Below are 20,010 nucleotides of genomic sequence, written 5' to 3'. Positions count from 1 at the left end.
CTCACTCACCGTCCAGGCTTTGCCTTCGCTTTTCGGCTGGCGCAGCTCCACTTTAGCCGCGCGGATGCCATCCTGACGCGCCGCCGCCAGCACGCGATCCCAGTCAGCGTCGGCGGCATTTGCCGGCAGTGACTTCGCTGGCTGCGCCGCCGGTTTCGCCATCGACGACATCGGCATGCTGGTCATGTCCATGTCCGGCATACTGCGGTGATCGGCGTGAGGATCGGCCGGCGCGGCGGGCGCATCACCGCTGAGCGCCGTATTCACCTGTGGCGTCAGCCAGTTAAGCTCGGTGCGCATCTTATCGATATTGCCACCTGCCCATTGTGACCAGGTGAGGCCGGTAACGGAGAAGAACAGCAGCCCGAGCATCAGCGTCAGCCCCAGCGTGATGTGCCAGTGCCGGGTGAAGGCAAACCCCTTTCGCACGGTTTTCAGCCGGCGTTTTGGTCGCGTGCCCAGCCACAGCAGCACGCCGCCGAGCGCGGCCACCCACAGCCAGCTCGCCGCCAGTTCGCTGTAGTTGCGACCAAAGTCACCGAGTAACAGGCTGCTGTGCAGCAGATCGAGCGTGGTGCGCAGCGGCAACACGCCACTGGTGCCGTACACCGTCATGTCGCCGGTTACTTTGAGACTGTAGGGATCGATAAACACCGCGCGCGACTGCGACGGGCCGAGAGTGGCATCGCTGAACTGTACGCGCGTGGTATCGCGCGCAGCGGGCGCAGGTCGAACCGCATAAATGTGCTGATTTTCGCCCGCATAGGCGCGTGCCGCGGCGATCTGCGCCGAGAGCGGTTGCACATTGCCCTGCGGCTGCGCGATGAGCGCATCAGCGTAGATCAAATTTTCCAGCTGCGGCGTCAGCACATACAGCGTGCCGCTGAGCGCCGCCACGAAGATGAACGGCGCGACAAACAGGCCAATATAAAAATGTAAGCGGCGTAGCAGATTAAGCACCGCGCCGCGCGGTGCTGCAGAGTGAACAGCAGACAAAGCCGTCTTCCTTCCGATAAGAGAATGTCAGGGCACAGCGCAGGCGTTGTACCGATTAATGAGATTCAGCAGGAAAGAAAAACCGGTGGCGCGCGCGGACGATGGGTACCGCTGAAGCGGCGCGGCCGGGGTGCCACCAGCGGCGGCAGCGGTGGGGCGCGCGAGATCACCAGCATCAGCCAGATGAACGGGATAAACACCCACATCATCAGCGGAACATGCACCAGCAAATCACAATAGCCGCAGGCAAATTCGCCATCGTCCATGTTGTGATGCATCATGCCCGGCATCGCCATCTCCATCGGCATATCGTGATGGTGCATTGGCATGGCAGATGAAGGGCTGTGCGACGCCACGGGGTCAATGCGCGTTTGCCGCTCCAGCAGCGTTTTCGACACAATCGGCGCGACGAACAGCAGCAGCACCGCCACAATGGCGACGCAGGCGGTCAGTCGCTGGCGAAAGTGATAGGAAAACGTCATGGCAAATACTGAGTGCTTCAACAAATGAGGCCGAAGTGTAACGCGATTGCCGCACAAGGGTTAATAAAAGTGAGGCTGGGAGCGACAAAATTCGCACCTTTTGAAAAGGGTCACTTAACGTGGTGCGTTTGTTAACTTAATTGCAACCTGATGAGTACATTAGAGAAACACTATTTCTCATTGCTGAAGGATGAGTGAAGTCTGATGGCAAGAACTGTCATTGCTCAGAATTTGTGGTCGCCATTAATGGCGACCCTACAAGGTATTTGCACTATTTGCACAGGGTGCGCATTGATCCGCACCGATATAAACAGGCCACTTGCAGCTTTATTACAAGGCGTCACGTCATTTATTGCGGCCTGTAGGCAGTTGCACGATTTACACATGACGGCGCATTGATACGGACCGTTGTAATCAGGTCACTTTCAACTTAATTGCAAGGCATAACGGCATCGATCGCAATCAGCAAGGAATTACGCGATTTTCGTAGGGTGCGCATTTATGCGCACCGATATAAACGGGCGGCTCGTTGTTTAACTCTTTTCATTTACAGGGAAGCCTCTCAGTATGAGCCGGGCCTTAAAATATCGATCGCCCCAGCCGCTCCGTGAGTTTCTCCAGCATGGCGGTGCCGGCCAGCGAGTTACCGGAATGATCCAGCGCCGGTGACCAGACGGCAATACTCATCTCACCGGGAATCACTGCGACAATCCCGCCGCCGACGCCGGATTTAGCCGGCATGCCCACGCGCCAGGCAAACTCTCCGGCGCCGTCGTACATGCCGCTGGTCATCATCAGTGCGTTCACCTGCCGCGCCTGGCGTGCAGAGATCACCGTCCACTCATCATCCAGCGTGCGACCGTGATTGGCGAGATAGAGAAACGTGCGCGCCAGTTCGCTGCAGCTCATCGCCAGCGAGCAGTAGTGAAAGTAGGTTTCCATTACTTTACTGACGTCATTATGAAAGTTGCCAAACGACTTCATCAGCCAGGCAATGGCGGCGTTACGCGCCGAGTGCTCATATTCAGAGCGCGCGACCGCACGGTCATACTGAATGTCCGGCTGCTGTGCCAGACGACGCACAAACTCCAGCATGCGCTGGCGCGGCGCGGTGAGCCGGCTTTCCAGCAAATCGCACATTACCAGTGCGCCGGCGTTAATAAATGGATTGCGCGGCTTTCCCTGTTCCAGTTCAAGCTGCACCAGTGAATTGAATGCCTGGCCGGATGGCTCTTTGCCTACGCGCTGCCAGATCTCGGCGTCCTCGTACAGCGTCAGCGCGACGGTAAGCGACAGGACTTTGGAGATGGACTGGATTGAAAAGCGCGTGCCCGCATCGCCGGCCTGGTAGCTGCGACCATCGGCGGTGGCAATGGCGATGCCCAGTTGATCGGCATCCACGCCGGCCAGCGCCGGGATGTAATCTGCCACTTTGCCCTGACGGGTGAGGGGGCGTACGTCCGTGACAATCTCTTCAAGCAATGCATTACTGAGTTCCGACACCTTGTGGCTCCGGGGTGACTAATCCTGGCGCGATCATGGTGATTTGCCATCGGCTCGTCAATCCACCGCGCAAAATTCTGTGAGCACGCTGCAGCAAGCCTGCACCGTGTTGTGGATTTTCTGCCCGGTTTGTTGCGCCCGATCGCAACCCAGCCTGGCGCCTACGCCACATTGCGCGGCCTGAGGTAAAATTATGTTGCGAATGATTGAGTTACCGATCAGGCAATTTTGGTTATGCTAAGCCCCAACTCTTTCCGGCGCTGCCAATGCGCTCAACTGTTGTAATTGAGGATGACGATGTCTGCCTTACCTGATGCCTCCGAACCTGCCAATACGATGCGCGCCGGGCGCTTTATGCTGCTGCAAAAATTGCTGCGACGCGATAAAACCCCGCTGGCATTGCTGCTGCTGGCCGCGCTGGTCGGTATCCTCACCGGGCTGGTGGGTGTGGCTTTCGATCGCGCGGTCAATTTTATTCTCCACCTGCGGATCGGCTGGCTGACGGAGCGTGCGGATAACCTGGCCATGGCGTTGCTGAGCGCGTTTTTTATCTCGGCGCTGCTGGGCGGCATCGGCTATTTTCTGGTGCGCCGCTTCGCGCCGGAGGCAGGAGGCTCGGGCATTCCGGAAATCGAGGGCGCGCTGGAAGAGCTGCGCCCGGTGCGCTGGTGGCGCGTGCTGCCGGTTAAATTTATCGGCGGCATGGGTGCGCTGGGCTCTGGCATGGTGCTGGGACGCGAAGGACCCACGGTACAGATTGGCGGCAACATCGGTGGTATGTGCCTCGATCTGTTTCGCGTGCGCGATTCCGAATCGCGTCATACGCTGCTGGCGACCGGTGCCGCGGCGGGACTTTCGGCGGCGTTCAACGCGCCGCTGGCCGGCATTTTGTTCATTATCGAAGAGATGCGCCCGCAGTTTCGCTATAGCCTGATATCGATAAAAGCGGTGTTTGTTGGCGTGATTATGTCGAGCATTGTCTTTCGCGTGCTCAACGGTAATGAAGCCATCATTAATATCGGTCAGCTGCGTGACGCGCCCACCGAGACGCTGTGGCTCTATCTGGTGCTGGGTGTGCTGTTTGGCGGCTGCGGCGTGGCGTTCAACCGGCTGATATTTCTCGCACAGGACCAGTTTCAGCGCCTGCATCTCGGACGTACCGGGCGCTGGGTGCTGTTCGGTAGCCTGCTGGCCGGACTGTGCGGCGTGCTGGGTTTACTGCTGCCGCAGGCGGTGAGCGGCGGAACGACGCTGATTCCGGATTTCGCTACCGGACACTATGGCGCGCTGGCGCTGTTTGCTCTCTTCGCGCTGCGCACGCTGGTCACCATTTGCTGCTTCTCTTCAGGCGCGCCGGGCGGCATTTTTGCGCCCATGCTGACGCTGGGCACGCTGCTGGGCACCTGCTTTGGTCAGTTGAGCGCCGACTGGTTCCCGCATTATCAGCTGGAAGCCGCCACCTTTGCCGTCGCCGGGATGGGCGCGCTGTTCGCCGCCTCAGTGCGCGCGCCGCTTACCGGCATCGTGCTGGTGCTGGAAATGACCAATAACTATCAACTGATCCTGCCGATGATCATCACCTGCCTGGGCGCGACGCTGGCGGCGCAGTTCTTTGGTGGCAAACCGCTTTATTCCTCAATCCTGGCGCGCACCCTGGCCAAAGCACAGCTCACTAACCGCGCCAGCGCCCGGACGGAATAGGCTTTTTTCTGGCGGCCATGACAGTTGAAGCCGGTTAACACTATCGGCTTCACTATCCGTCCTTATCGTGCTGTTAAAACTCAACGGTGGCGGAATCGATCCCGCAGGCTTTGGCGTAACGCGCAATGGTTTCAAAGCTGGCAGAGGTAATATTCTTTTCCATGCGCGAAACCGTGGGCGGTTTTACCCCCATCCGCTCAGCCACTTGTGCACTGGTCAATCCGGCATGCTGCCGCCACGCTTTGAGCAAGGCTTGCATACGGTCTTTTCGTTTCTCTGCTTCCCAGGCTGCGCGGTATTCAGGATCCTGAAGCATTTCTTCATGTAGCTGATTATGGATTTTATATTTCATTGAGCATCTCCTCCAGACAACGTAACGCTTTTTGAATCTCAGCTTCCGGGGTTTTTTGACTTTTCTAAATGAAAAGCTGCCACATATATCGTGGCGGGCCAGGTCTGCAGGAGTGTATTAACTCAGGGAGATTGAGACGCCCGATGCGATCAAAGCTTCAGGCGCTGGTCTATGAAAGTTTTGATTCGATCGGGCGTGTTGATATCACCTCACGCCCGGCTTTTAACCCATCGGATGCGCTGGCTGAGGCTCCAGAGCATCAGTGCGGCGAGGGCGATGCTGCCGAGCACGGCGAAAGCGACCTGATAAGACCAGGCGGCGGCGATGCTGCCGGTCAGTGCCGGGCTGCATGCCGCGCCCACGCCCTGCATCAGCATGACGAAACTCTGGCCGGCATTGGTGTGTCCGCTGCCGTCAAGCACGCTGACGATGTAGCCCGGTACTGCCACGCCCAGCAGCCCGGCGGCCAGACCATCAAGAATCTGTACCGGTACCATCGCATAGGTGCCATCGAACAGGGAGGCGATGCCGGCACGCACCGGCAGCACCACCAGCGCGAGGGTTATCAGCAGCGGGAAACCGAGGCGGCTGGCGTTTCGGGCGGCGAATAACGCCACGGGAATCATCACGCATTGCGAAATCACCACGGTTGCAGCGGTATAAACACCCGGGCTGAGCTGTCCGCTGTGCGTTGCCGCCGCGCGAATGCCCAGCATCGGCAACAGCGCGGCGTTGCCGAGGTGAAACAGCAGCAGCGTCAGGCCGGTAATCAGCAGCACCGGATTGCGCAGCAGGGCAGAGAAACCAGGGAGCTCTGCGGCCTGCTGTCCGGCACCGCCGCGCGCCGCGCGGTCATCGATCGCGTTACGCTGAATGGCGGCCACGGCAAAACATGCGCACAGTGCCATCGCGGTCATCAGGATAAAAACCGCATCGGTGCCCCACAGCCAGACCGCAAACCCGGCAAACAGCGCGGCAGTCATATTGCCGCCATGATTGAACGCCTCGTTTCTCCCCATCTGCTGGCTGAACCCCTGAGAGCCGGTCAGGCCGAGGGTGACGCCGGTCAGTAACGGGGCAATAAGCGCGGCCGCGAGACCGGTAACAACCTGCGAGCCAACCACCACTCCACCGTAAGGAAACCACCACAGCATTAGGGTGGCCAGCGTAATGAGCAGTGAGGCCAGAATCAGCAGCCCTTTTTTATGGTGCGTGGCATCGGTTGCCAGACCCGCCGGCAGCGTAGCCAGCAGACCGGCTAAACCGCCGGCAGTCATCGCCCAGCCAATATCATCCGCTCTCCAGCCATGCTCGGTAAGAAAGATCCCCAGGAAAGGGCCGAGTCCATCCCGCACGTCGGCCATGAAAAAATTGACCAGGCACAACGCCTGGAGAGACCGCAAAGCAGCGGGATGCGCTATCGGATTTGCATTCATGTTGTGATGAAGAAAGAGTGGAGGATGGTGACAAGCATAGAGCAGCAATGTGACATCGTAAATTAGCGCAGCGCGATTGGCGCACCGCTCGTACTGCGCTATACATCGTCCGCCGACTCACGGATAATTTGCTGTCTTACGCCCTTACAGAGATAAGCAATGCTGGAAAATCATCCGTCGCGTGACGCCATCAGGCTGGAGAATGTGCTGGCCGCGCTGGGCAATCCGATGCGCATGGCGGTCGTCGCGCTGCTGGCACAGGGGGAGGCGCGCAGCTGCGGTTCGCTGCTGCAAGGCGTATCCAAATCAACCTTAACCCATCACTGGCGGGTACTGCGTGACAGCGGCGTAATCTGGCAAAAACCCTCTGGCCGCGAGAATCTGCTGTCACTGCGGCGCGACGATCTGGACGCGCGCTTTCCTGGTCTGCTTGATGCGCTGCTCAGCGCCGCCGTTGACGATGCCGCCACCCGAAGCGTGCTGCAGGCTTTTCAGCAAGCGGAGTAGCGCCCTTTTCGCCGGAGCGGCTGCAATTGCAACAGCCTGGCGACAGCGGCTGCTGCATCCGCAACAGACATTCCTCATCTTCTCATTCAGTTAGCCCGCAAATCAGGCGTTTAATCTCTGCCAGGAACTGGCACGCTCACTGCATAGCCTCTTATAGCCAAAAGCATTAATGAAGATAATTTTCCATTAATCCAGCTATAAGAAGTCTCAGGAGAAACCTATGTCACAGGTAAAACCGCTGCAGTTTGCTTACTGGGTGCCTAATGTTTCAGGGGGTTTAGTTATCAGTCAGATCGAGCAGCGCACGCGCTGGGACGCGGAGTACAACCGTGAACTGGCGAAAATCGCTGAACGCGCTGGCTTCGATTATGCCCTGACGCAGATTCGCTTCACCGCTGGCTATGGCGCTGATAATCAGCACGAATCAGTCACCTTCTCTCAGGATCTGCTGAGCCACACCACAAAACTCAAAGTGATTGCCGCGCTGCTGCCGGGGCCGTGGAACCCGACGCTGGCGGCGAAGCAGATCGCCACCATCAGCCATCTTTACGGTCCGCGCATCGCGGTGAACATTGTCAGCGGCTGGTTTCGCGGCGAGTTCAAAGCGATTGGTGAACCCTGGCTCGATCACGAAGAGCGCTATCTGCGTTCGGAAGAGTTTATTCGCTGCCTGCGCGGCATCTGGCGTGAAAGCAGCTTCAGCTTCGCCGGAGATTTTTATCGCTTCCGCGACTACGCGCTCAAGCCTAAACCGCTCGATCCGCTGCCGGAAATTTTTCAGGGCGGCAGCTCGCGCGCCGCGCGGGACATGGCGTCACGGGTGTCTGACTGGTACTTCACCAACGGCAACACGCCACAGGGTGTACGGCAGCAGGTGGACGATATCCGCGCCAAAGCCGCCGTCAATCAGCACGCCGTTAAAATCGGCCTGAATGGTTTTGTCATCGCCCGCGAGAGCGAACAGGAAGCCCAGGCGGTGCTGCAGGAGATCATCGCCAAAGCCAATCCGGATGCAGTGAAAGGCTTCCAGCATGAGGTGAAAAATGCCGGCAGCGCGTCGCCGGAAGGCGAGGGCAACTGGGCCAAATCCTCCTTCGAGGATCTGGTGCAATACAACGACGGTTTCAAAACCAATCTGATTGGCACCCCGCAGCAAATTGCTGAGCGCATCATGGAGCAGAAACGCGCTGGCGTGGATTTACTGCTGCTGGCGTTTCTGCATTTCCATGAAGAGGTGGAGTTCTTTGGGCGGGAAGTTATCCCACGCGTGCGCGAACTGGAACGGCAGGAGGCGCTTAACGCCGTCACGGTCTGAGGTCAGATAGCGCGGTCGCGTCCGGCCAGCAGCGCCATCGCCATTTGCAGCGCGCTTACCGCCAACAGCATCAGCAGCGGGAGCTGCCAGCTGCTGCTGACATCATGCAGCATGCCGAAGCACAGCGGTCCCAGCGCCGCCAGCCCGTAACCCACGCACTGCGCCATGCCGGAGAGTTTCGAGGCCTGGCGATGGTCCCGGGTGCGTAAATTAAACAGTGACAGGCTGATCAGCAGCGAGGCGCCCGCACCGAGGCCTGCCAGAATCAGCCACAACAGCGACCATGCGGGTGCCAGCAGCAGGCCGGTCACCGCGATGAAGATCGACAGCGAAGCCAGCAGCCCGATCAGACGCTGATCGCGCAGCTGCTTCAGCGCCCGCATACAGGCCAGATTGGAGGCGATCGCCACGATTTGATAGATGAACAACATGCCGCCCGCCTGCAGCTGACTGATGCCATTATCCTGTGCGAACGGGGTAAACCAGCCAATCAGGGTATAAAACAGCAGCGACTGGCTGGCCATGAACAGCGACACCTGCCAGCCAATCGCGGAACGCCACGGCGAACGCGTTACGGTGACCTCTGTCGCGCGCTGCGCATGCGTCACGGGATTTTTCAGCTGCGGCAGCCATGCCAGCAGCGCGATCAGCGCCGGAATCAGCCAGACCGCCAGCGACAGACGCCAGCCGGCGCTGCTGAGTTCGGCCAGCGGCACGGCCACGCCGGAAGCGATGCTGGCGGTGATGCCCATGGTCATGGCATACAGCCCGATATAACGTGCGGTGTGCGCGGTGTAATCACGCTTAATCAGCGGCGGCAGCAGGACGTTGGCCGCCGCGATCCCGCTACTGAGAATCAGCGTACCCAGCCACAGTGCCGTTTCGCTGCCGCTGATTCGCAGCAGTGAACCCAGGACGATCAGGAGTAACGCCCCCCACAGACTGCGCTCCAGGCCAAAGCGATTGCCAAACCAGGCGGCTGGCGGTGCCAGCGTGGCGAACATCAGCAGCGGTAAAAAGTTAATCACGCCGGCAGCGCTGGCGCTCAGGCCAAATGTCAGGCGAATATTTTCCAGTACCGGCCCGGTGGCGGTGATGGGCGTGCGTAAGTTGGCGGCGGTGAGTAACAGCAGCAGCAGGAAAAACCCGGAACGACGCAGGGCAGAATCAGCAGATAAAGCGGTATGGGACATGTTTGCGCACCATAGAAATGAGGCAGAAAGTCTCTGCATATGGTGCGTTGATTGACGTTAACGCGTACGCAGCAGCCTTGACCGCTGAACCGCTGGCTATACTAACCAGCTGTTAAATCGATGTAAAGCAGACCCACCCGGCCGCCATGCAGGATAACCTTCTTGCCGCTTTGCTTGTCTGACGGTGATAGCACGCATCCGTGACCTGGCTGGTATTTACGCTGCCGGTGCGTTTTTTTGCCGGAGACTTGCGCCTTTCGCTATCCACGTCCACCTTTATACTCTCACTCTTCGCAAATGGACCAATGATGTTCTGGTTATGGAATGCGCTTATCCTGCTGGCTACCGTGATACTGATGGAGATCGTCGCGGCGCTGTCGCATAAATACATTATGCATGGCTGGGGATGGGGCTGGCATTTGTCGCATCATGAACCGCATGAGAGCAAATTTGAGCTCAACGACCTGTATGCCGTGGTGTTTGCGCTGCTGTCGATTGCCCTGATTTGGCTGGGTGTCAACGGTGTCTGGCCGCTGCAATGGATTGGCGCTGGCATGACAACCTATGGCGCGCTCTATTTTATGGTGCATGACGGCCTGGTCCATCAACGCTGGCCGTTCCGCTACATTCCGCGCAAAGGCTATCTGAAGCGGTTGTATATGGCGCACCGCATGCATCATGCGGTGCGGGGACGGGAGGGCTGCGTTTCCTTTGGCTTTCTTTACGCCCCGCCGCTGCACAAGCTGCAGGCGACGCTGCGCCAGCGCCATGGGCGTCGTGTCAACGCGGACGCTGCCACAGACCGGCAGGACGCGCCTGGGGATGAGCAAGGCGCGAAGTAAGCGCGACGCCGGCACCTTTCACCAGCAGCGCCAGCTTTTCGCCTTTACTGGTGCGCTGGCGCGCATCCCACGCCCGGGCACCGGCATGCTGCACCTTCACGCCAATTTCCCGATAAACGCCGCGCGCGGTGGCGATCGCCCATGCCGAACGGAGCGGCAATCCGGGCAGCCCGCTGCGCGCTGACTGATAGTAAGGTTCAGCCTCGTGCACCAGACGCGCTGCCAGCGGGGCCAGCGCTGCGCGGTGTTGCGGATCGGCAAGCTGGGCGGCGCTCAGTCCGGCCTCATCCAGCCAGCTCTGCGGCAGATAGCAACGGCCATTCTCCGCGTCCTCAACGATATCCCGTGCGATATTGGTCAGCTGAAACGCCAGACCCAAATCACAGGCGTGATCGAGTACGCGCTCATCACGTACGCCCATCACGCGCGCCATCATTAACCCCACCACGCCGGCCACGTGATAGCAGTAACGCAGCGTGTCCCCGAAACACGCGTAACGTTCTTCACGCGCATCCATCGCAAACCCTTCCAGATGATCAAACGCCAGCTGCTGGGGAAGCTGATGCGTCAGCGCCACTTCCTGAAAGGCACGAAACGCCGGTTCATCCATGTGGGCACCGCTGTAGGCGCGGCGGGTTTCGATTTGCAGGTGGCGCATCCGCGCCTGGGCATCCGCCACCGCGTGCTGCGTGCCGCCTTCGCCCAGCGTCTGACCATCTATCACATCGTCACAGTGACGACACCATGCGTACAGCATCAGCGTACTGCGGCGCGTTGGAGGATCAAACAGCCGGGTAGCGCTGGCGAAACTTTTGGAGCCCTGCGCCATGGTTTGGGTGACCTGCTCAATCAGCGGCGGTTGGTTCATCCGGTCAGATCCTCCACCATCAGCTGGGCGGTCGCTTTCGCGGAGCCGATCACGCCTGGCACACCGGCACCGGGATGCGTGCCAGCCCCCACCAGATAAAGGTTAGTGATGTCGGCATCGCGGTTATGCGGCCGGAACCAGGCACTTTGCGTCAAAATGGGTTCGAGCGAAAACGCTGAGCCCTGATGCGCGTGCAGCGTGTCGCGAAAATCAAACGGCGTAAACATACGGTGTGTCACTAACTGCTGTCGCAGACCCGGCATATAGTGCTCCTCCAGATAAGCAAAAATGCGATCGCGCAAGCGCGGTCCTTCCTGTTGCCAGTCAATTGCGGCGGTACCGAGATGCGGCACCGGCGCCAGCACGTAAAAACTGCCGCAGCCTGCCGGTGCCAGCGACGGATCGCTGGAGCAGGGCGCGTGCAGATACAGCGAGAAATCTTCCGCCAGCTGGCTGCTATTGAAGATCTCATCGATCAATTCACGATAGCGCGGACCAAAGCACACGGTGTGGTGCGCCAGCTGCGGGTGGGCATGATTAAGACCAAAATAGAGAACAAACAGCGAGTTGCTCATCCGCTTGCGCTTCAGCGTCGCCGCGCGTTTACGCGCCGCAGGGTGCTGGCTCAACAGGCGATCGTAGGTATGCACCACGTCAGCATTTGACGCAACGGCGGCGGCGGCAAAACGGCGCCCATCCTTCAGCTGGACACCGCTGATGCGGTTACCCTCGGTCTCCAGCTGGCTGACTTCGGCGTTGAGCAGCAATTCACCGCCCAAATCGCGAAACAGTCGCGCCATGCCATCAACCAGCGCACCGGTACCGCCGCGCGGAAACCACACGCCCCATTCGCGCTCCAGTGCGTGAATTAAGGTATAGATCGAAGACGTTGCAAAAGGATTACCGCCGACCAGCAACGAGTGAAAGGAAAAAGCCTGGCGCAGATGATCGTCCTGAATAAATTTCGCTACCATGCTGTAGACACTGCGCCAGGCCTGCAGCCGACCCAGCTTTGGCCCGGCACGCAGCATGTCGCGGAAATGCAGAAAAGGCACGGTGCCCAGTTTCAGATAGCCCTCACGAAACACATCCTGTGAATAGGCCAGAAACTGGCGGTAACCGGCGACATCCTGCGGGTTAAAAGTAGCAATCTGCTGCTCCAGCTGCGCCTGATTGTTGTCGTAGTCCAGCTGCCTGCCGTCTTCCCAGCACAGGCGATAAAACGGCGTCACCGGCATCAGGTCGACATAATCACTGAGTTGCTTGCCTGCCAGCGTAAACAGCGCCTCGATAGCGCTGGGATCGGTAATCACCGTCGGACCGGCATCAAAGGTAAAACCCTGATCCTGATACACATAGGCGCGCCCGCCAGGCTTATCGCGCTGTTCCAGCAGCGTGACCGGCACGCCGGCCGCTTGCAGACGAATCGCCAGCGCCAGGCCACCGAAGCCTGCGCCAATCACATAGGTGCGTTTCATTATTTCTTCCCTGGTAACGGAGAGGTCATCATCAATGCGCGCAGCGCTTCGCCGAGAGGGACCGGCGGTTTGCCGCACAGAATGCGTGCTTTATCGCTGAGGCGCAGTTGCCCGGCGTAAAAGCGGCTAATCAATCCGGCGTCAAGCCGGTAAAAACGCTGCATTACGCGCCAGCGCTGTTCAGGCCGTCCGGCAAGAAACAGCATGCGATTTAACAGACGGAAAAAGCGCTGCTCGCGCCAGTGCTGACGGGCAAAGGATTCGATGCAGTGGCTCAGCGTGTGTGCATCGGCGGGCAGCGTGCTGGCAATTTTCTCCGCCAGCGCCACTGCCGCAGGCAGCGAGTAACCGGTGGTGGCGTGAAACAGTCCGGCACGCAGCCCGCTGCACGGTTGTCCGTGCTGCTGTTGCCAGAACTGATCGATATCGCCGCTGAGCGTGATCGGCAGCGAACCGTGCTCCTCGCGCAGCAGCTGGCGCAGATTCCAGCCGCGATGGTGGGCATAATCCGTAATGTGCCGGCGTGCCTGTGCGGCATCCAGCGTGGCATGGTTGATGTAGTGGGTATCTTCAATCAGTAGACGGCTGGCACTGAGCGGCAGGGTGTAAACAAAGCGATAACCCTGCTGCTGATCGACGCTGGCGTCCATCAATATTGGCTGCTGCAGGCCATGCGGCGCGGCCAGCTGCCACTCCTGACCGACAAATGCCTGATAGCCGAGCTGCAGATGCGGTGTCGGCTGCAGCCCGCGTCCGTCAATCACCGCCTGCGCCTGTAACATCCTGCCATCCGCCAGTCTGACCCCGGTGGGCGAGACCTCGCTGACCGGCGCTGCGGTGCGTAGCGCGGCACCGAGCACCTGCTGCAAGTGCCGGGCAAAATCCTCCGAGGCAATGGAGCAATATTCACCATCCATCTGGCGACGCAGGGTGGGGAAGCGTACCTGATAACCGGGCCAGCGCGCCGAAAGCAGCGGTTCGAGCCAGCGGAACTGCGCTTCGCTGACGTCTTCGCGATGGAACGACCAGGTATGATTGCCGGCCGGCTTCGCCTCACTCTCCAGCAGCAAAACCTTAAGTGCGGGCTGCAGCTGGCGTAAACGCAGCGCAATCAGCCCGTTAGCCAGGCCGGCACCGACCAGAATGACATCATAAGGTGCGCGCATCAGGTGGCCTCCGCCAGCACGATTTGCTGCTGACACAGCGCCTGCTCGACAATATCCGCCGCGCGCGTACAGCCACCGGCCCGCTGCAGCTGCGCCTGAATGGCTGACATGCGCAGACGATAGCGATCGTCACTCAGCAACTGTTGCAGGTGGTGCTCCAGCTGCGCGACGCGGCTGAAACGTGAGGCGCGCCGGCCGACGCCGTGCCACTCAATACGTGCCGCCACGCCGGGCTGATCGAAGGCGATCGGCAGCGCCAGCATCGGCGTGCCACACTCCAGTGCTTCCAGCGCACTGTTCAGACCGGCGTGAGTGATAAACAGTTGCGCATGCTGCAGCGCCGCCCGCTGATCCACAAAATCGGTTACCCACGCAGCCCCGGCCAGTCTCAGCTGATGTGCCTGGCTGGCGGTCAACCCGCCACAGTGTGCCACCACCAGCGACAGCTGCTGATTGCGGCAGGCCTGAGCCAGATGCAGAAACAGGCGAAAACGATGCCCCTGTAGCGTGCCCAGCGAGGCATACACCACCGGCTGGCGCAGCGCTGGCCAGGGAGCGGCGAGCGCGCCGCTAGCGACCTGGGTCCGTAGCGGGCCCACGCTGTGATAGCAGGCTGGCAGTTGCTGACGTGGAAAATCAAAAGCGGGCACCAGCTGACTGATTTGCGCCAGCGGCGACAGACACTGATGTAAGCCATGGCGTTCGGGCAGGCCGAAGATGCGCGCATGACGAGCAATTACAGCGCCATGACGACGCATGATGCGGTCGTAGATGTCGCTGCTGGCCTGATAGCGCTGCAGCGCTTTCTCATCCTGAGCAAAGCGAAAGGGCATCACCGCCAGCGGAATGGCCGCTTCACGATTGACCGGCAGCGCGCAGGCCACCGACACGAACGGCAGCCGTAACGCCTCTGCCACCAGACCGCCAGCCGCTTCCATTTGGTCGGCAATCACACCATCGACCTGCAGCCGTTTCAGCACCGCGGGCAGTTCACGGCACAGCATATCGGTGGTGCTGGCCAGATCGTGAATCACGCGAAACAGCGACAGCCCGCCCGGTGCGGCCAGCCGCCTGAGTTCGCTGGAGAGCGATCCGGCAGGATGCGTGCGCTCGCCGACGGCCACAAAGGCAATACGCTCGTCGCTCAGCAAGGTGCGTGCATCGCTTTGCTGAATAAAGGTGATGCGGTGTCCGCGCGCCAGCAGCGTTTGCGCCAGCGCCTGCAATGCGTGAAAGTGGCTGTAGAGCGGTGGCGCAATAACGGCAAAATGCCCCATAGGTATGACCGGCTTCAGTTAAACATCGCCAGCTGTTGATTAAACAGGGCGTGCATATATTGACGGGTGGCGACACCGCGATGGCAGGCGCAGGCAAGGTGTGCATCGGCGCTGCTTAAATGGTCGCGCAGACGACGTTCAGCCCCTTCCGGACCCAGCATCTGCACCAGAGTGGATTTGCCCTGATCCTGATGACAGTCCTTGCCGGTGTGTTTAGAGCCATCTGCCAGGTCGTCCAGTAACTGGAATGCCTGACCTAAATCCTGCGCAAAATAGCTTAAACGCTGACGCACCTGCACTGACGCATCGGCCGCAATCGCCGCCATCTGCAGCGTGGCGCGAAACAGGACGCTGGTTTTCAGTTCGTTGGTCAGGGTGATGGCTTCCGGACTGCGGCTGTGTGCGCCGTCATGCAGATCCTGGAACTGACCCTGAACCAGTCCCTGCAGGCCCACGGCAGAGGAGAGCTCGGCAATGGCTTCGGCTTTGTGCGTTGCCGGCAGACCCGGCGCGAGTGCAATCACCTCAAAGGCGCGGCTGAGTAGCGCGACTGCCGCCAGGATCGCCACGTTTTCCCCATATTCACAGTGGATTGCCGGGCGTCCACGTCGCATCCGGGCGTTATCCATTGACGGAATATCGTCAAGGATCAGTGAGGCGGCATGCACCATTTCGACCGCACAGGCAAGATCAAGGATGCCCTGCTGCGCCACGTCACAGCCCATATCGCGTGCTGCCAGCAGCAGCAAGAGCGGACGAATACGTTTGCCCGGTGCCAGCGTGCCGGCACGCATGGCGGCCCGAACGCGATCGGCCTGCTGCCCGGCAGGCAATAAATGTTCAAGATGGGCCTGCAATGCGTGATGCAACTGAAGGAGATCGCTTTCCTGGCTTGCTGTGGTATCGACATGGGCGGTCATAGCGGCTTTCCATGGTTAGTTAAATTCTTGTGCTTTTTCAATTAACCGTAGACCCGGTAAGGGGAGTGCGCCAGCGAGCGAAGCGACTTTAACGCACCGTCACGCTTTTTTTATTTATTGAATAATCTGAGAAGTAATTCCTATGACCCTCAGGCCAGTTTTCGCTGCGGTGACTGCTATGATGACGGGCAATCAGAGGAGACAGCTATGACGACGCAAAAAGTGGCGGTAATCGGTGCGGGTGTGATCGGTCTTGCCGTGGCGTGGGCGCTGGCAAGGCAGGGCGCGCAGGTGACCCTCTTTGACCGGCAACACATGGGCGCGGGCACCAGCAGCACCACATTTGCCTGGGTGAACTCGAACGGCAAACAGCCTGCCAGCTATCACCGCCTCAATGCGCTGGCGATGGAGGAGCATATCCGGCTGCAGCTGACGCAGACCAATGGCGTGCGCTGGCTGGAACCTTGTGGCACCTGGGAGTGGGCCGGCGCGGGTGAAGCCGAACAGCAACTGCAGCAGCGTGCCACCTCATTACAGGCCGCTGGCTATGCGGCACGGCAAAGGACGCTGGCCGAGCTGCAGCAGGAAATTCCTGAACTGCGCGCGTCTGCGGTGCACGGCAGCATCTGGCATTTTCCAACGGAATCGGTGCTCTATCCGGCGCTGTATCTGGCACGGCTGTGGTCAGAGGCGCAGGCGCACGGCGCGGTACTGCATCAGCATCAGGCGATTCAGCACATCAGTGAAAATGCGGAAGGCGTGACGGTGCAGCTGGAGCAGGGTGAGCAGTGGCAGGGTGATCGTCTGGTGCTGGCGACCGGACGCTGGGCCAATCAGCTGCTGCATACGCTTGGTCTGGAACTGGCGCTGATTGACACCAGCAAGCCTGATGCAGTGGCCTGCAGCTTTCTGGCGCGCACCGCACCGCAGCCGTTATCGCTTGGCACCAACCTGATTTCTCCGCAGCTGAACGTGCGGCCGGACGGCGGCGGGCGGTTACTGTTACAGGCGCTGGATCTCGATCATCTGGCCGATCCGGGCGCGCCGCCGTCGACTCATGGTGCCATTGCCGATCAGTTTCGTGAGCGCTACCGTGCGCTGTTTGCCACGGCTGGTGCGTTGCAGATCGAGCTGATTGTCGTCGGGCAGCGGGCGCGTCCGGCTGATGGCTTGCCGGCACTGGGCTTTGTCACCCCGCATCAGCGCGTGTATGTCGCGGTGACGCACAGTGGCATCACGCTGTCACCGTTGATTGGCCGGCTGGTGGCGCAAGAACTGAGCGGCGACAGTCCCAGCGACCTGCTGAAAGAGTTCCGGCCACAACGGCTGATCGGCAAAACCGCCAGCGCATTTGCACCGATTCGGCGAAACTTTCCGGCGGCACAGTGAGCGAAGCGATGGTGCAGACCACAGGGTAGCGGGTTGATTAATTTTTAACCTGAATTAAGGCGTAGGCTGATCGCGATCAAAAAAACATCAGCCGGGCTGCTCAACCATGGAAGGCGAAACATAAGCCAAATGGAGGTGAGTATGCGTACCACCCTGATGACGCTGCCGCAGATGGCGCATTACCTTGATATCCCCTGTACCACGCTGGCGCGTGCTATGTGTAATCGTGGCACGCTGGAAAAATTGCCGCTGCCGGCGGCGGTTGATGACAGCCTGCCGCTCTCCTCTCGCTGCTGGTCACGCGAAGAGGTCAGGCAGTTTCGCCATCGGCTCCAGCGCCGCCGCCATCAGCGCTAAGCGAATCCAGCCGGTCGTCCTGACCGGCTGAATATCAGGCAGCGACACCATTTGGCCGTGCAGCGACATGACCGGCCCACAGGCTGGCAACCCACTTCACACCTTTCGCGGTAAACCGTGCCTGCGAAAAAGCATGCTGGTTTTCACCCATTCCGCTGCGCAGCGCAAAATAGCCAGCTTGCAGATGGTGCTGCTGTGGCGTCAGCGCACCTTTGTCACGGTACATAATGTTGCGCTCAAGCAGAAACTGCCGAAACTCCGGCTCTTTCACCTTGAGCATTTTGCACAGCTGGCGGAAACCCAGCGACTCATGCACATCCACAAATCGATCAAAGAATTCTGCCTTTGGGGCCGTCAGCGCCAGTTGCTGTTCCGCCGCACGGCGTTGCTCAAACTGTTCTGCCCAGGCACGTGCCGCTTCCGCCGGATTGGTGAAGTCGGGCAGATGGGTGAATTTTTCCCGCTCCTGCCAGCGGTCCAGCAGTTCGGCGGTAAAGCCAGGGGAAAGACGAGCAACCGCCAGCAGCGAGTCACGTTTATTCAGCTGAAACTCCTGACGTGTCTCACCTTCATGCTCGTAATGATTCACCGTGACAGGCTGGGAAAGGCGCTGCGCGGTTTCCAGGCTTTTAATCAGGCGCTTCACTTCGCCATGCGTGATGCCGGTTATTCTGGCAATTTCACGGCTGCTCATCAGCAGAGTTGCGTTGAGAGCAGCAAGACTTTCCGTTGAGATCATCATCAGTATCACCTCTTACAAACGTGGAACAGTCCATCAGACTGCTGGATAAGTATACAATATACTGTTTGCATATCCAGTATTATTTTTAGCCGTTACTTTAAGAAATGCCTCTCTGCGAGATATCGCACAAAGCGCAACTGCGCCGGACCCCGCTCTGCACCCGATACCGATACGCTTGCCTATTCGACTATTACTACCAGGCTTAAGCGATTCAGGTTAAATAAAGACAGCCTTTCGTTACGCTTATTTATGAGGAGCTGATTATGAAAGCGTTAACTTATCATGGCCCACATCGGGTGCGCGTTGAAACTGTTCCTGACCCGATTTTAGAGCAGCCGGACGACATTATTTTACGCGTCACCGCGACGGCAATTTGCGGCTCCGACTTACATCTTTATCGCGGAAAAATTCCCGGTACCGATCACGGTGATATATTTGGTCACGAATTTATGGGTGAAGTGGTCGAAGCGGGGAGTGAGGTTACCAATGTGAAAATTGGCGATCGCGTTGTGGTGCCCTTTGTTATTGCCTGTGGCGACTGTTTCTTTTGTCATCTGCATCAGTATGCGGCCTGTGAAAATACCAATAGCGGGCGCGGTGCTATTTTAAACAAGAAAAATATTACCCCGCCTGCAGCGTTATTTGGCTATAGCAAACTGTACGGTGGCGTGCCGGGCGGCCAGGCGGAATATGTACGGGTGCCAAAAGCCAATGTCGGGCCGTTTAAAGTGCCGCTGGCGCTACCGGATGAGAAAGTGCTGTTTCTCTCCGATATCCTGCCCACCGCCTGGCAGGCAGTGCAAAATGCCGGACTTGATAAAGGCTCCAGCGTCGCCATTTTTGGCGCTGGCCCGGTCGGGTTACTGAGCGCCGCCTGCGCGCGCCTGGCAGGCGCGGAAGAGATCTTTATGATTGACCACAACGCTTATCGACTGGAATTTGCCCGCCAGCGCTATGGGGTTACGCCGATCAATTTTGATGAAATCGACGATCCTGCTGGCTGGATCATTGATCATACCCAAGGCCACCGGGGCGTTGATGCGGTAATCGATGCGGTAGGTTTTGAAGCCAAGGGCAGCCTGACGGAAACGGTGATGAGTAATCTGAAGCTGGAGGGCAGCAGCGGGAAGGCGCTGCGGCAGTGTATTGCGGCGGTACGCCGTGGCGGTGTGGTCAGCGTGCCGGGCGTGTATGCCGGCTTTATCCACGGCTTCCTGTTTGGCGATGCATTCGATAAAGGACTGACGTTTAAAATGGGCCAGACGCATGTGCAGGCCTATTTACCGCGCCTGCTGTCGCTGATTGAGCAAGGGCTGCTGACGCCGGAAGAGATTGTGACACACCATATGCCGCTGGAAGAGGCCGCGCGCGGCTATGAAATCTTTGAAAAACGCAAAGAGGATTGCCGCAAAGTGATTCTGGTGCCCGGTATGGCCAGTACCACGCCGGCGGCCTGAGTGCTGACAGGCTGCCTGACGGCAGCCTG

The 20,010-nt window shown here is 59.2% G+C and carries 19 protein-coding genes; 7 read left to right on the top strand and 12 right to left on the bottom strand.

Annotated elements, in window-relative coordinates:
* From FT726_RS15670 to glsB, 3 genes are all read right to left on the bottom strand, one after another.
* Window positions 1-996 (bottom strand): PepSY-associated TM helix domain-containing protein (locus tag FT726_RS15670; protein ID WP_346303046.1); only part of this gene is annotated, 996 nt, incomplete at its 3' end.
* Between the two features lie 65 nt (window positions 997-1,061).
* Complete coding sequence (locus tag FT726_RS15665; RefSeq protein ID WP_021508875.1) at window positions 1,062-1,478, bottom strand: DUF2946 domain-containing protein; 417 nt, start codon at window positions 1,476-1,478, stop codon at window positions 1,062-1,064.
* A gap of 579 nt (window positions 1,479-2,057) precedes the next feature.
* Window positions 2,058-2,981, bottom strand: coding sequence for a glutaminase B (glsB, locus tag FT726_RS15660; RefSeq protein ID WP_282954467.1), 924 nt, complete (start codon window positions 2,979-2,981; stop codon window positions 2,058-2,060).
* Window positions 2,982-3,278: 297 nt separating this feature from the next.
* Between glsB and clcA the strand changes: the two genes are divergently transcribed.
* On the top strand, window positions 3,279-4,682 hold the full coding sequence (clcA, locus tag FT726_RS15655; protein ID WP_215801033.1) for a H(+)/Cl(-) exchange transporter ClcA: 1,404 nt from the start codon (window positions 3,279-3,281) through the stop codon (window positions 4,680-4,682).
* Between the two features lie 73 nt (window positions 4,683-4,755).
* On the opposite strand, the gene FT726_RS15650 is transcribed toward clcA, so the two are convergent.
* On the bottom strand, window positions 4,756-5,034 hold the full coding sequence (locus FT726_RS15650; protein WP_288423597.1) for a helix-turn-helix transcriptional regulator: 279 nt from the start codon (window positions 5,032-5,034) through the stop codon (window positions 4,756-4,758).
* Between the two features lie 209 nt (window positions 5,035-5,243).
* On the bottom strand, window positions 5,244-6,470 hold the full coding sequence (locus FT726_RS15645; protein ID WP_058758987.1) for an MFS transporter: 1,227 nt from the start codon (window positions 6,468-6,470) through the stop codon (window positions 5,244-5,246).
* A 159-nt stretch (window positions 6,471-6,629) separates the two neighbouring features.
* On the opposite strand from FT726_RS15645, the gene FT726_RS15640 reads away from it, so the two are divergent.
* Window positions 6,630-6,977, top strand: coding sequence for a helix-turn-helix transcriptional regulator (locus FT726_RS15640; protein ID WP_215801034.1), 348 nt, complete (start codon window positions 6,630-6,632; stop codon window positions 6,975-6,977).
* 220 nt (window positions 6,978-7,197) lie between these two features.
* Window positions 7,198-8,292 (top strand): dimethylsulfone monooxygenase SfnG, encoded by a 1,095-nt coding sequence (sfnG, locus tag FT726_RS15635; RefSeq protein ID WP_021508881.1) that lies wholly within the window; start codon window positions 7,198-7,200, stop codon window positions 8,290-8,292.
* 2 nt (window positions 8,293-8,294) lie between these two features.
* Here sfnG and FT726_RS15630 read toward each other — a convergent pair whose 3' ends face one another.
* Complete coding sequence (locus FT726_RS15630; protein WP_346303045.1) at window positions 8,295-9,485, bottom strand: MFS transporter; 1,191 nt, start codon at window positions 9,483-9,485, stop codon at window positions 8,295-8,297.
* A gap of 308 nt (window positions 9,486-9,793) precedes the next feature.
* On the opposite strand from FT726_RS15630, the gene FT726_RS15625 reads away from it, so the two are divergent.
* On the top strand, window positions 9,794-10,327 hold the full coding sequence (locus tag FT726_RS15625; RefSeq protein WP_346303047.1) for a sterol desaturase family protein: 534 nt from the start codon (window positions 9,794-9,796) through the stop codon (window positions 10,325-10,327).
* Here the strand turns inward: FT726_RS15625 and crtB are convergent.
* Genes crtB through FT726_RS15600 form a run of 5 tightly spaced genes read right to left on the bottom strand, consistent with a single transcriptional unit; the run spans window position 10,266 to window position 16,036 of the window.
* A complete protein-coding gene (gene crtB, locus FT726_RS15620; protein WP_104093426.1) occupies window positions 10,266-11,195 on the bottom strand; it encodes a 15-cis-phytoene synthase CrtB in 930 nt (309 codons plus the stop codon). The genes FT726_RS15625 and crtB overlap by 62 nt on opposite strands.
* The gene (locus FT726_RS15615; RefSeq protein ID WP_288423591.1) at window positions 11,192-12,673 is read right to left on the bottom strand and encodes a phytoene desaturase; all 1,482 of its coding nucleotides are present in this window, start codon (window positions 12,671-12,673) and stop codon (window positions 11,192-11,194) included. The genes crtB and FT726_RS15615 overlap by 4 nt, the downstream gene beginning before the upstream one ends.
* Window positions 12,673-13,839: a lycopene beta-cyclase CrtY gene (crtY, locus tag FT726_RS15610; protein WP_346303044.1), complete on the bottom strand. Its 1,167-nt coding sequence runs from the start codon at window positions 13,837-13,839 to the stop codon at window positions 12,673-12,675. The genes FT726_RS15615 and crtY overlap by 1 nt, the downstream gene beginning before the upstream one ends.
* Window positions 13,839-15,116 (bottom strand): glycosyltransferase, encoded by a 1,278-nt coding sequence (locus FT726_RS15605; protein ID WP_282995598.1) that lies wholly within the window; start codon window positions 15,114-15,116, stop codon window positions 13,839-13,841. Before FT726_RS15605 ends, crtY begins: the two co-directional genes overlap by 1 nt.
* Before the next feature lie 14 nt (window positions 15,117-15,130).
* Complete coding sequence (locus FT726_RS15600) at window positions 15,131-16,036, bottom strand: polyprenyl synthetase family protein (RefSeq protein ID WP_022547229.1); 906 nt, start codon at window positions 16,034-16,036, stop codon at window positions 15,131-15,133.
* 117 nt (window positions 16,037-16,153) lie between these two features.
* Here FT726_RS15600 and FT726_RS15595 point away from each other — a divergent pair, with 117 nt between their 5' ends.
* On the top strand, window positions 16,154-17,425 hold the full coding sequence (locus tag FT726_RS15595; RefSeq protein ID WP_346303043.1) for an FAD-binding oxidoreductase: 1,272 nt from the start codon (window positions 16,154-16,156) through the stop codon (window positions 17,423-17,425).
* A 141-nt stretch (window positions 17,426-17,566) separates the two neighbouring features.
* Window positions 17,567-17,782, top strand: coding sequence for a hypothetical protein (locus FT726_RS15590; protein ID WP_021508891.1), 216 nt, complete (start codon window positions 17,567-17,569; stop codon window positions 17,780-17,782).
* 34 nt (window positions 17,783-17,816) lie between these two features.
* On the opposite strand, the gene FT726_RS15585 is transcribed toward FT726_RS15590, so the two are convergent.
* Window positions 17,817-18,524: a phage antirepressor KilAC domain-containing protein gene (locus FT726_RS15585; RefSeq protein WP_021508892.1), complete on the bottom strand. Its 708-nt coding sequence runs from the start codon at window positions 18,522-18,524 to the stop codon at window positions 17,817-17,819.
* Window positions 18,525-18,787: 263 nt separating this feature from the next.
* On the opposite strand from FT726_RS15585, the gene FT726_RS15580 reads away from it, so the two are divergent.
* Window positions 18,788-19,981, top strand: coding sequence for a zinc-dependent alcohol dehydrogenase (locus FT726_RS15580; RefSeq protein WP_021508893.1), 1,194 nt, complete (start codon window positions 18,788-18,790; stop codon window positions 19,979-19,981).
* Window positions 19,982-20,010 lie beyond the last annotated feature (29 nt).

Source organism: Pantoea sp. Morm, assembly GCF_016643525.1.
In the GTDB taxonomy this organism is placed as follows: Bacteria; Pseudomonadota; Gammaproteobacteria; order Enterobacterales; family Enterobacteriaceae; genus Pantoea; species Pantoea dispersa.
The sequence above is the reverse complement of the archived record's forward strand: the minus strand, read 5'-3'. Positions and strand labels throughout refer to the sequence as shown.

Excerpts from the sequence above, each read along its gene's own strand:
- FT726_RS15665 (WP_021508875.1), bottom strand. The coding sequence starts at position 1,478 with ATGACGTTTTCCTATCACTTTCGCCAGCGACTGACCGCCTGCGTCGCC.
- clcA (WP_215801033.1), top strand. The coding sequence starts at position 3,279 with ATGTCTGCCTTACCTGATGCCTCCGAACCTGCCAATACGATGCGCGCC.
- FT726_RS15650 (WP_288423597.1), bottom strand. The coding sequence starts at position 5,034 with ATGAAATATAAAATCCATAATCAGCTACATGAAGAAATGCTTCAGGAT.
- FT726_RS15645 (WP_058758987.1), bottom strand. The coding sequence starts at position 6,470 with ATGAATGCAAATCCGATAGCGCATCCCGCTGCTTTGCGGTCTCTCCAG.
- FT726_RS15640 (WP_215801034.1), top strand. The coding sequence starts at position 6,630 with ATGCTGGAAAATCATCCGTCGCGTGACGCCATCAGGCTGGAGAATGTG.
- sfnG (WP_021508881.1), top strand. The coding sequence starts at position 7,198 with ATGTCACAGGTAAAACCGCTGCAGTTTGCTTACTGGGTGCCTAATGTT.
- FT726_RS15630 (WP_346303045.1), bottom strand. The coding sequence starts at position 9,485 with ATGTCCCATACCGCTTTATCTGCTGATTCTGCCCTGCGTCGTTCCGGG.
- FT726_RS15625 (WP_346303047.1), top strand. The coding sequence starts at position 9,794 with ATGTTCTGGTTATGGAATGCGCTTATCCTGCTGGCTACCGTGATACTG.
- crtB (WP_104093426.1), bottom strand. The coding sequence starts at position 11,195 with ATGAACCAACCGCCGCTGATTGAGCAGGTCACCCAAACCATGGCGCAG.
- FT726_RS15615 (WP_288423591.1), bottom strand. The coding sequence starts at position 12,673 with ATGAAACGCACCTATGTGATTGGCGCAGGCTTCGGTGGCCTGGCGCTG.
- crtY (WP_346303044.1), bottom strand. The coding sequence starts at position 13,839 with ATGCGCGCACCTTATGATGTCATTCTGGTCGGTGCCGGCCTGGCTAAC.
- FT726_RS15605 (WP_282995598.1), bottom strand. The coding sequence starts at position 15,116 with ATGGGGCATTTTGCCGTTATTGCGCCACCGCTCTACAGCCACTTTCAC.
- FT726_RS15600 (WP_022547229.1), bottom strand. The coding sequence starts at position 16,036 with ATGACCGCCCATGTCGATACCACAGCAAGCCAGGAAAGCGATCTCCTT.
- FT726_RS15590 (WP_021508891.1), top strand. The coding sequence starts at position 17,567 with ATGCGTACCACCCTGATGACGCTGCCGCAGATGGCGCATTACCTTGAT.
- FT726_RS15585 (WP_021508892.1), bottom strand. The coding sequence starts at position 18,524 with ATGATGATCTCAACGGAAAGTCTTGCTGCTCTCAACGCAACTCTGCTG.
- FT726_RS15580 (WP_021508893.1), top strand. The coding sequence starts at position 18,788 with ATGAAAGCGTTAACTTATCATGGCCCACATCGGGTGCGCGTTGAAACT.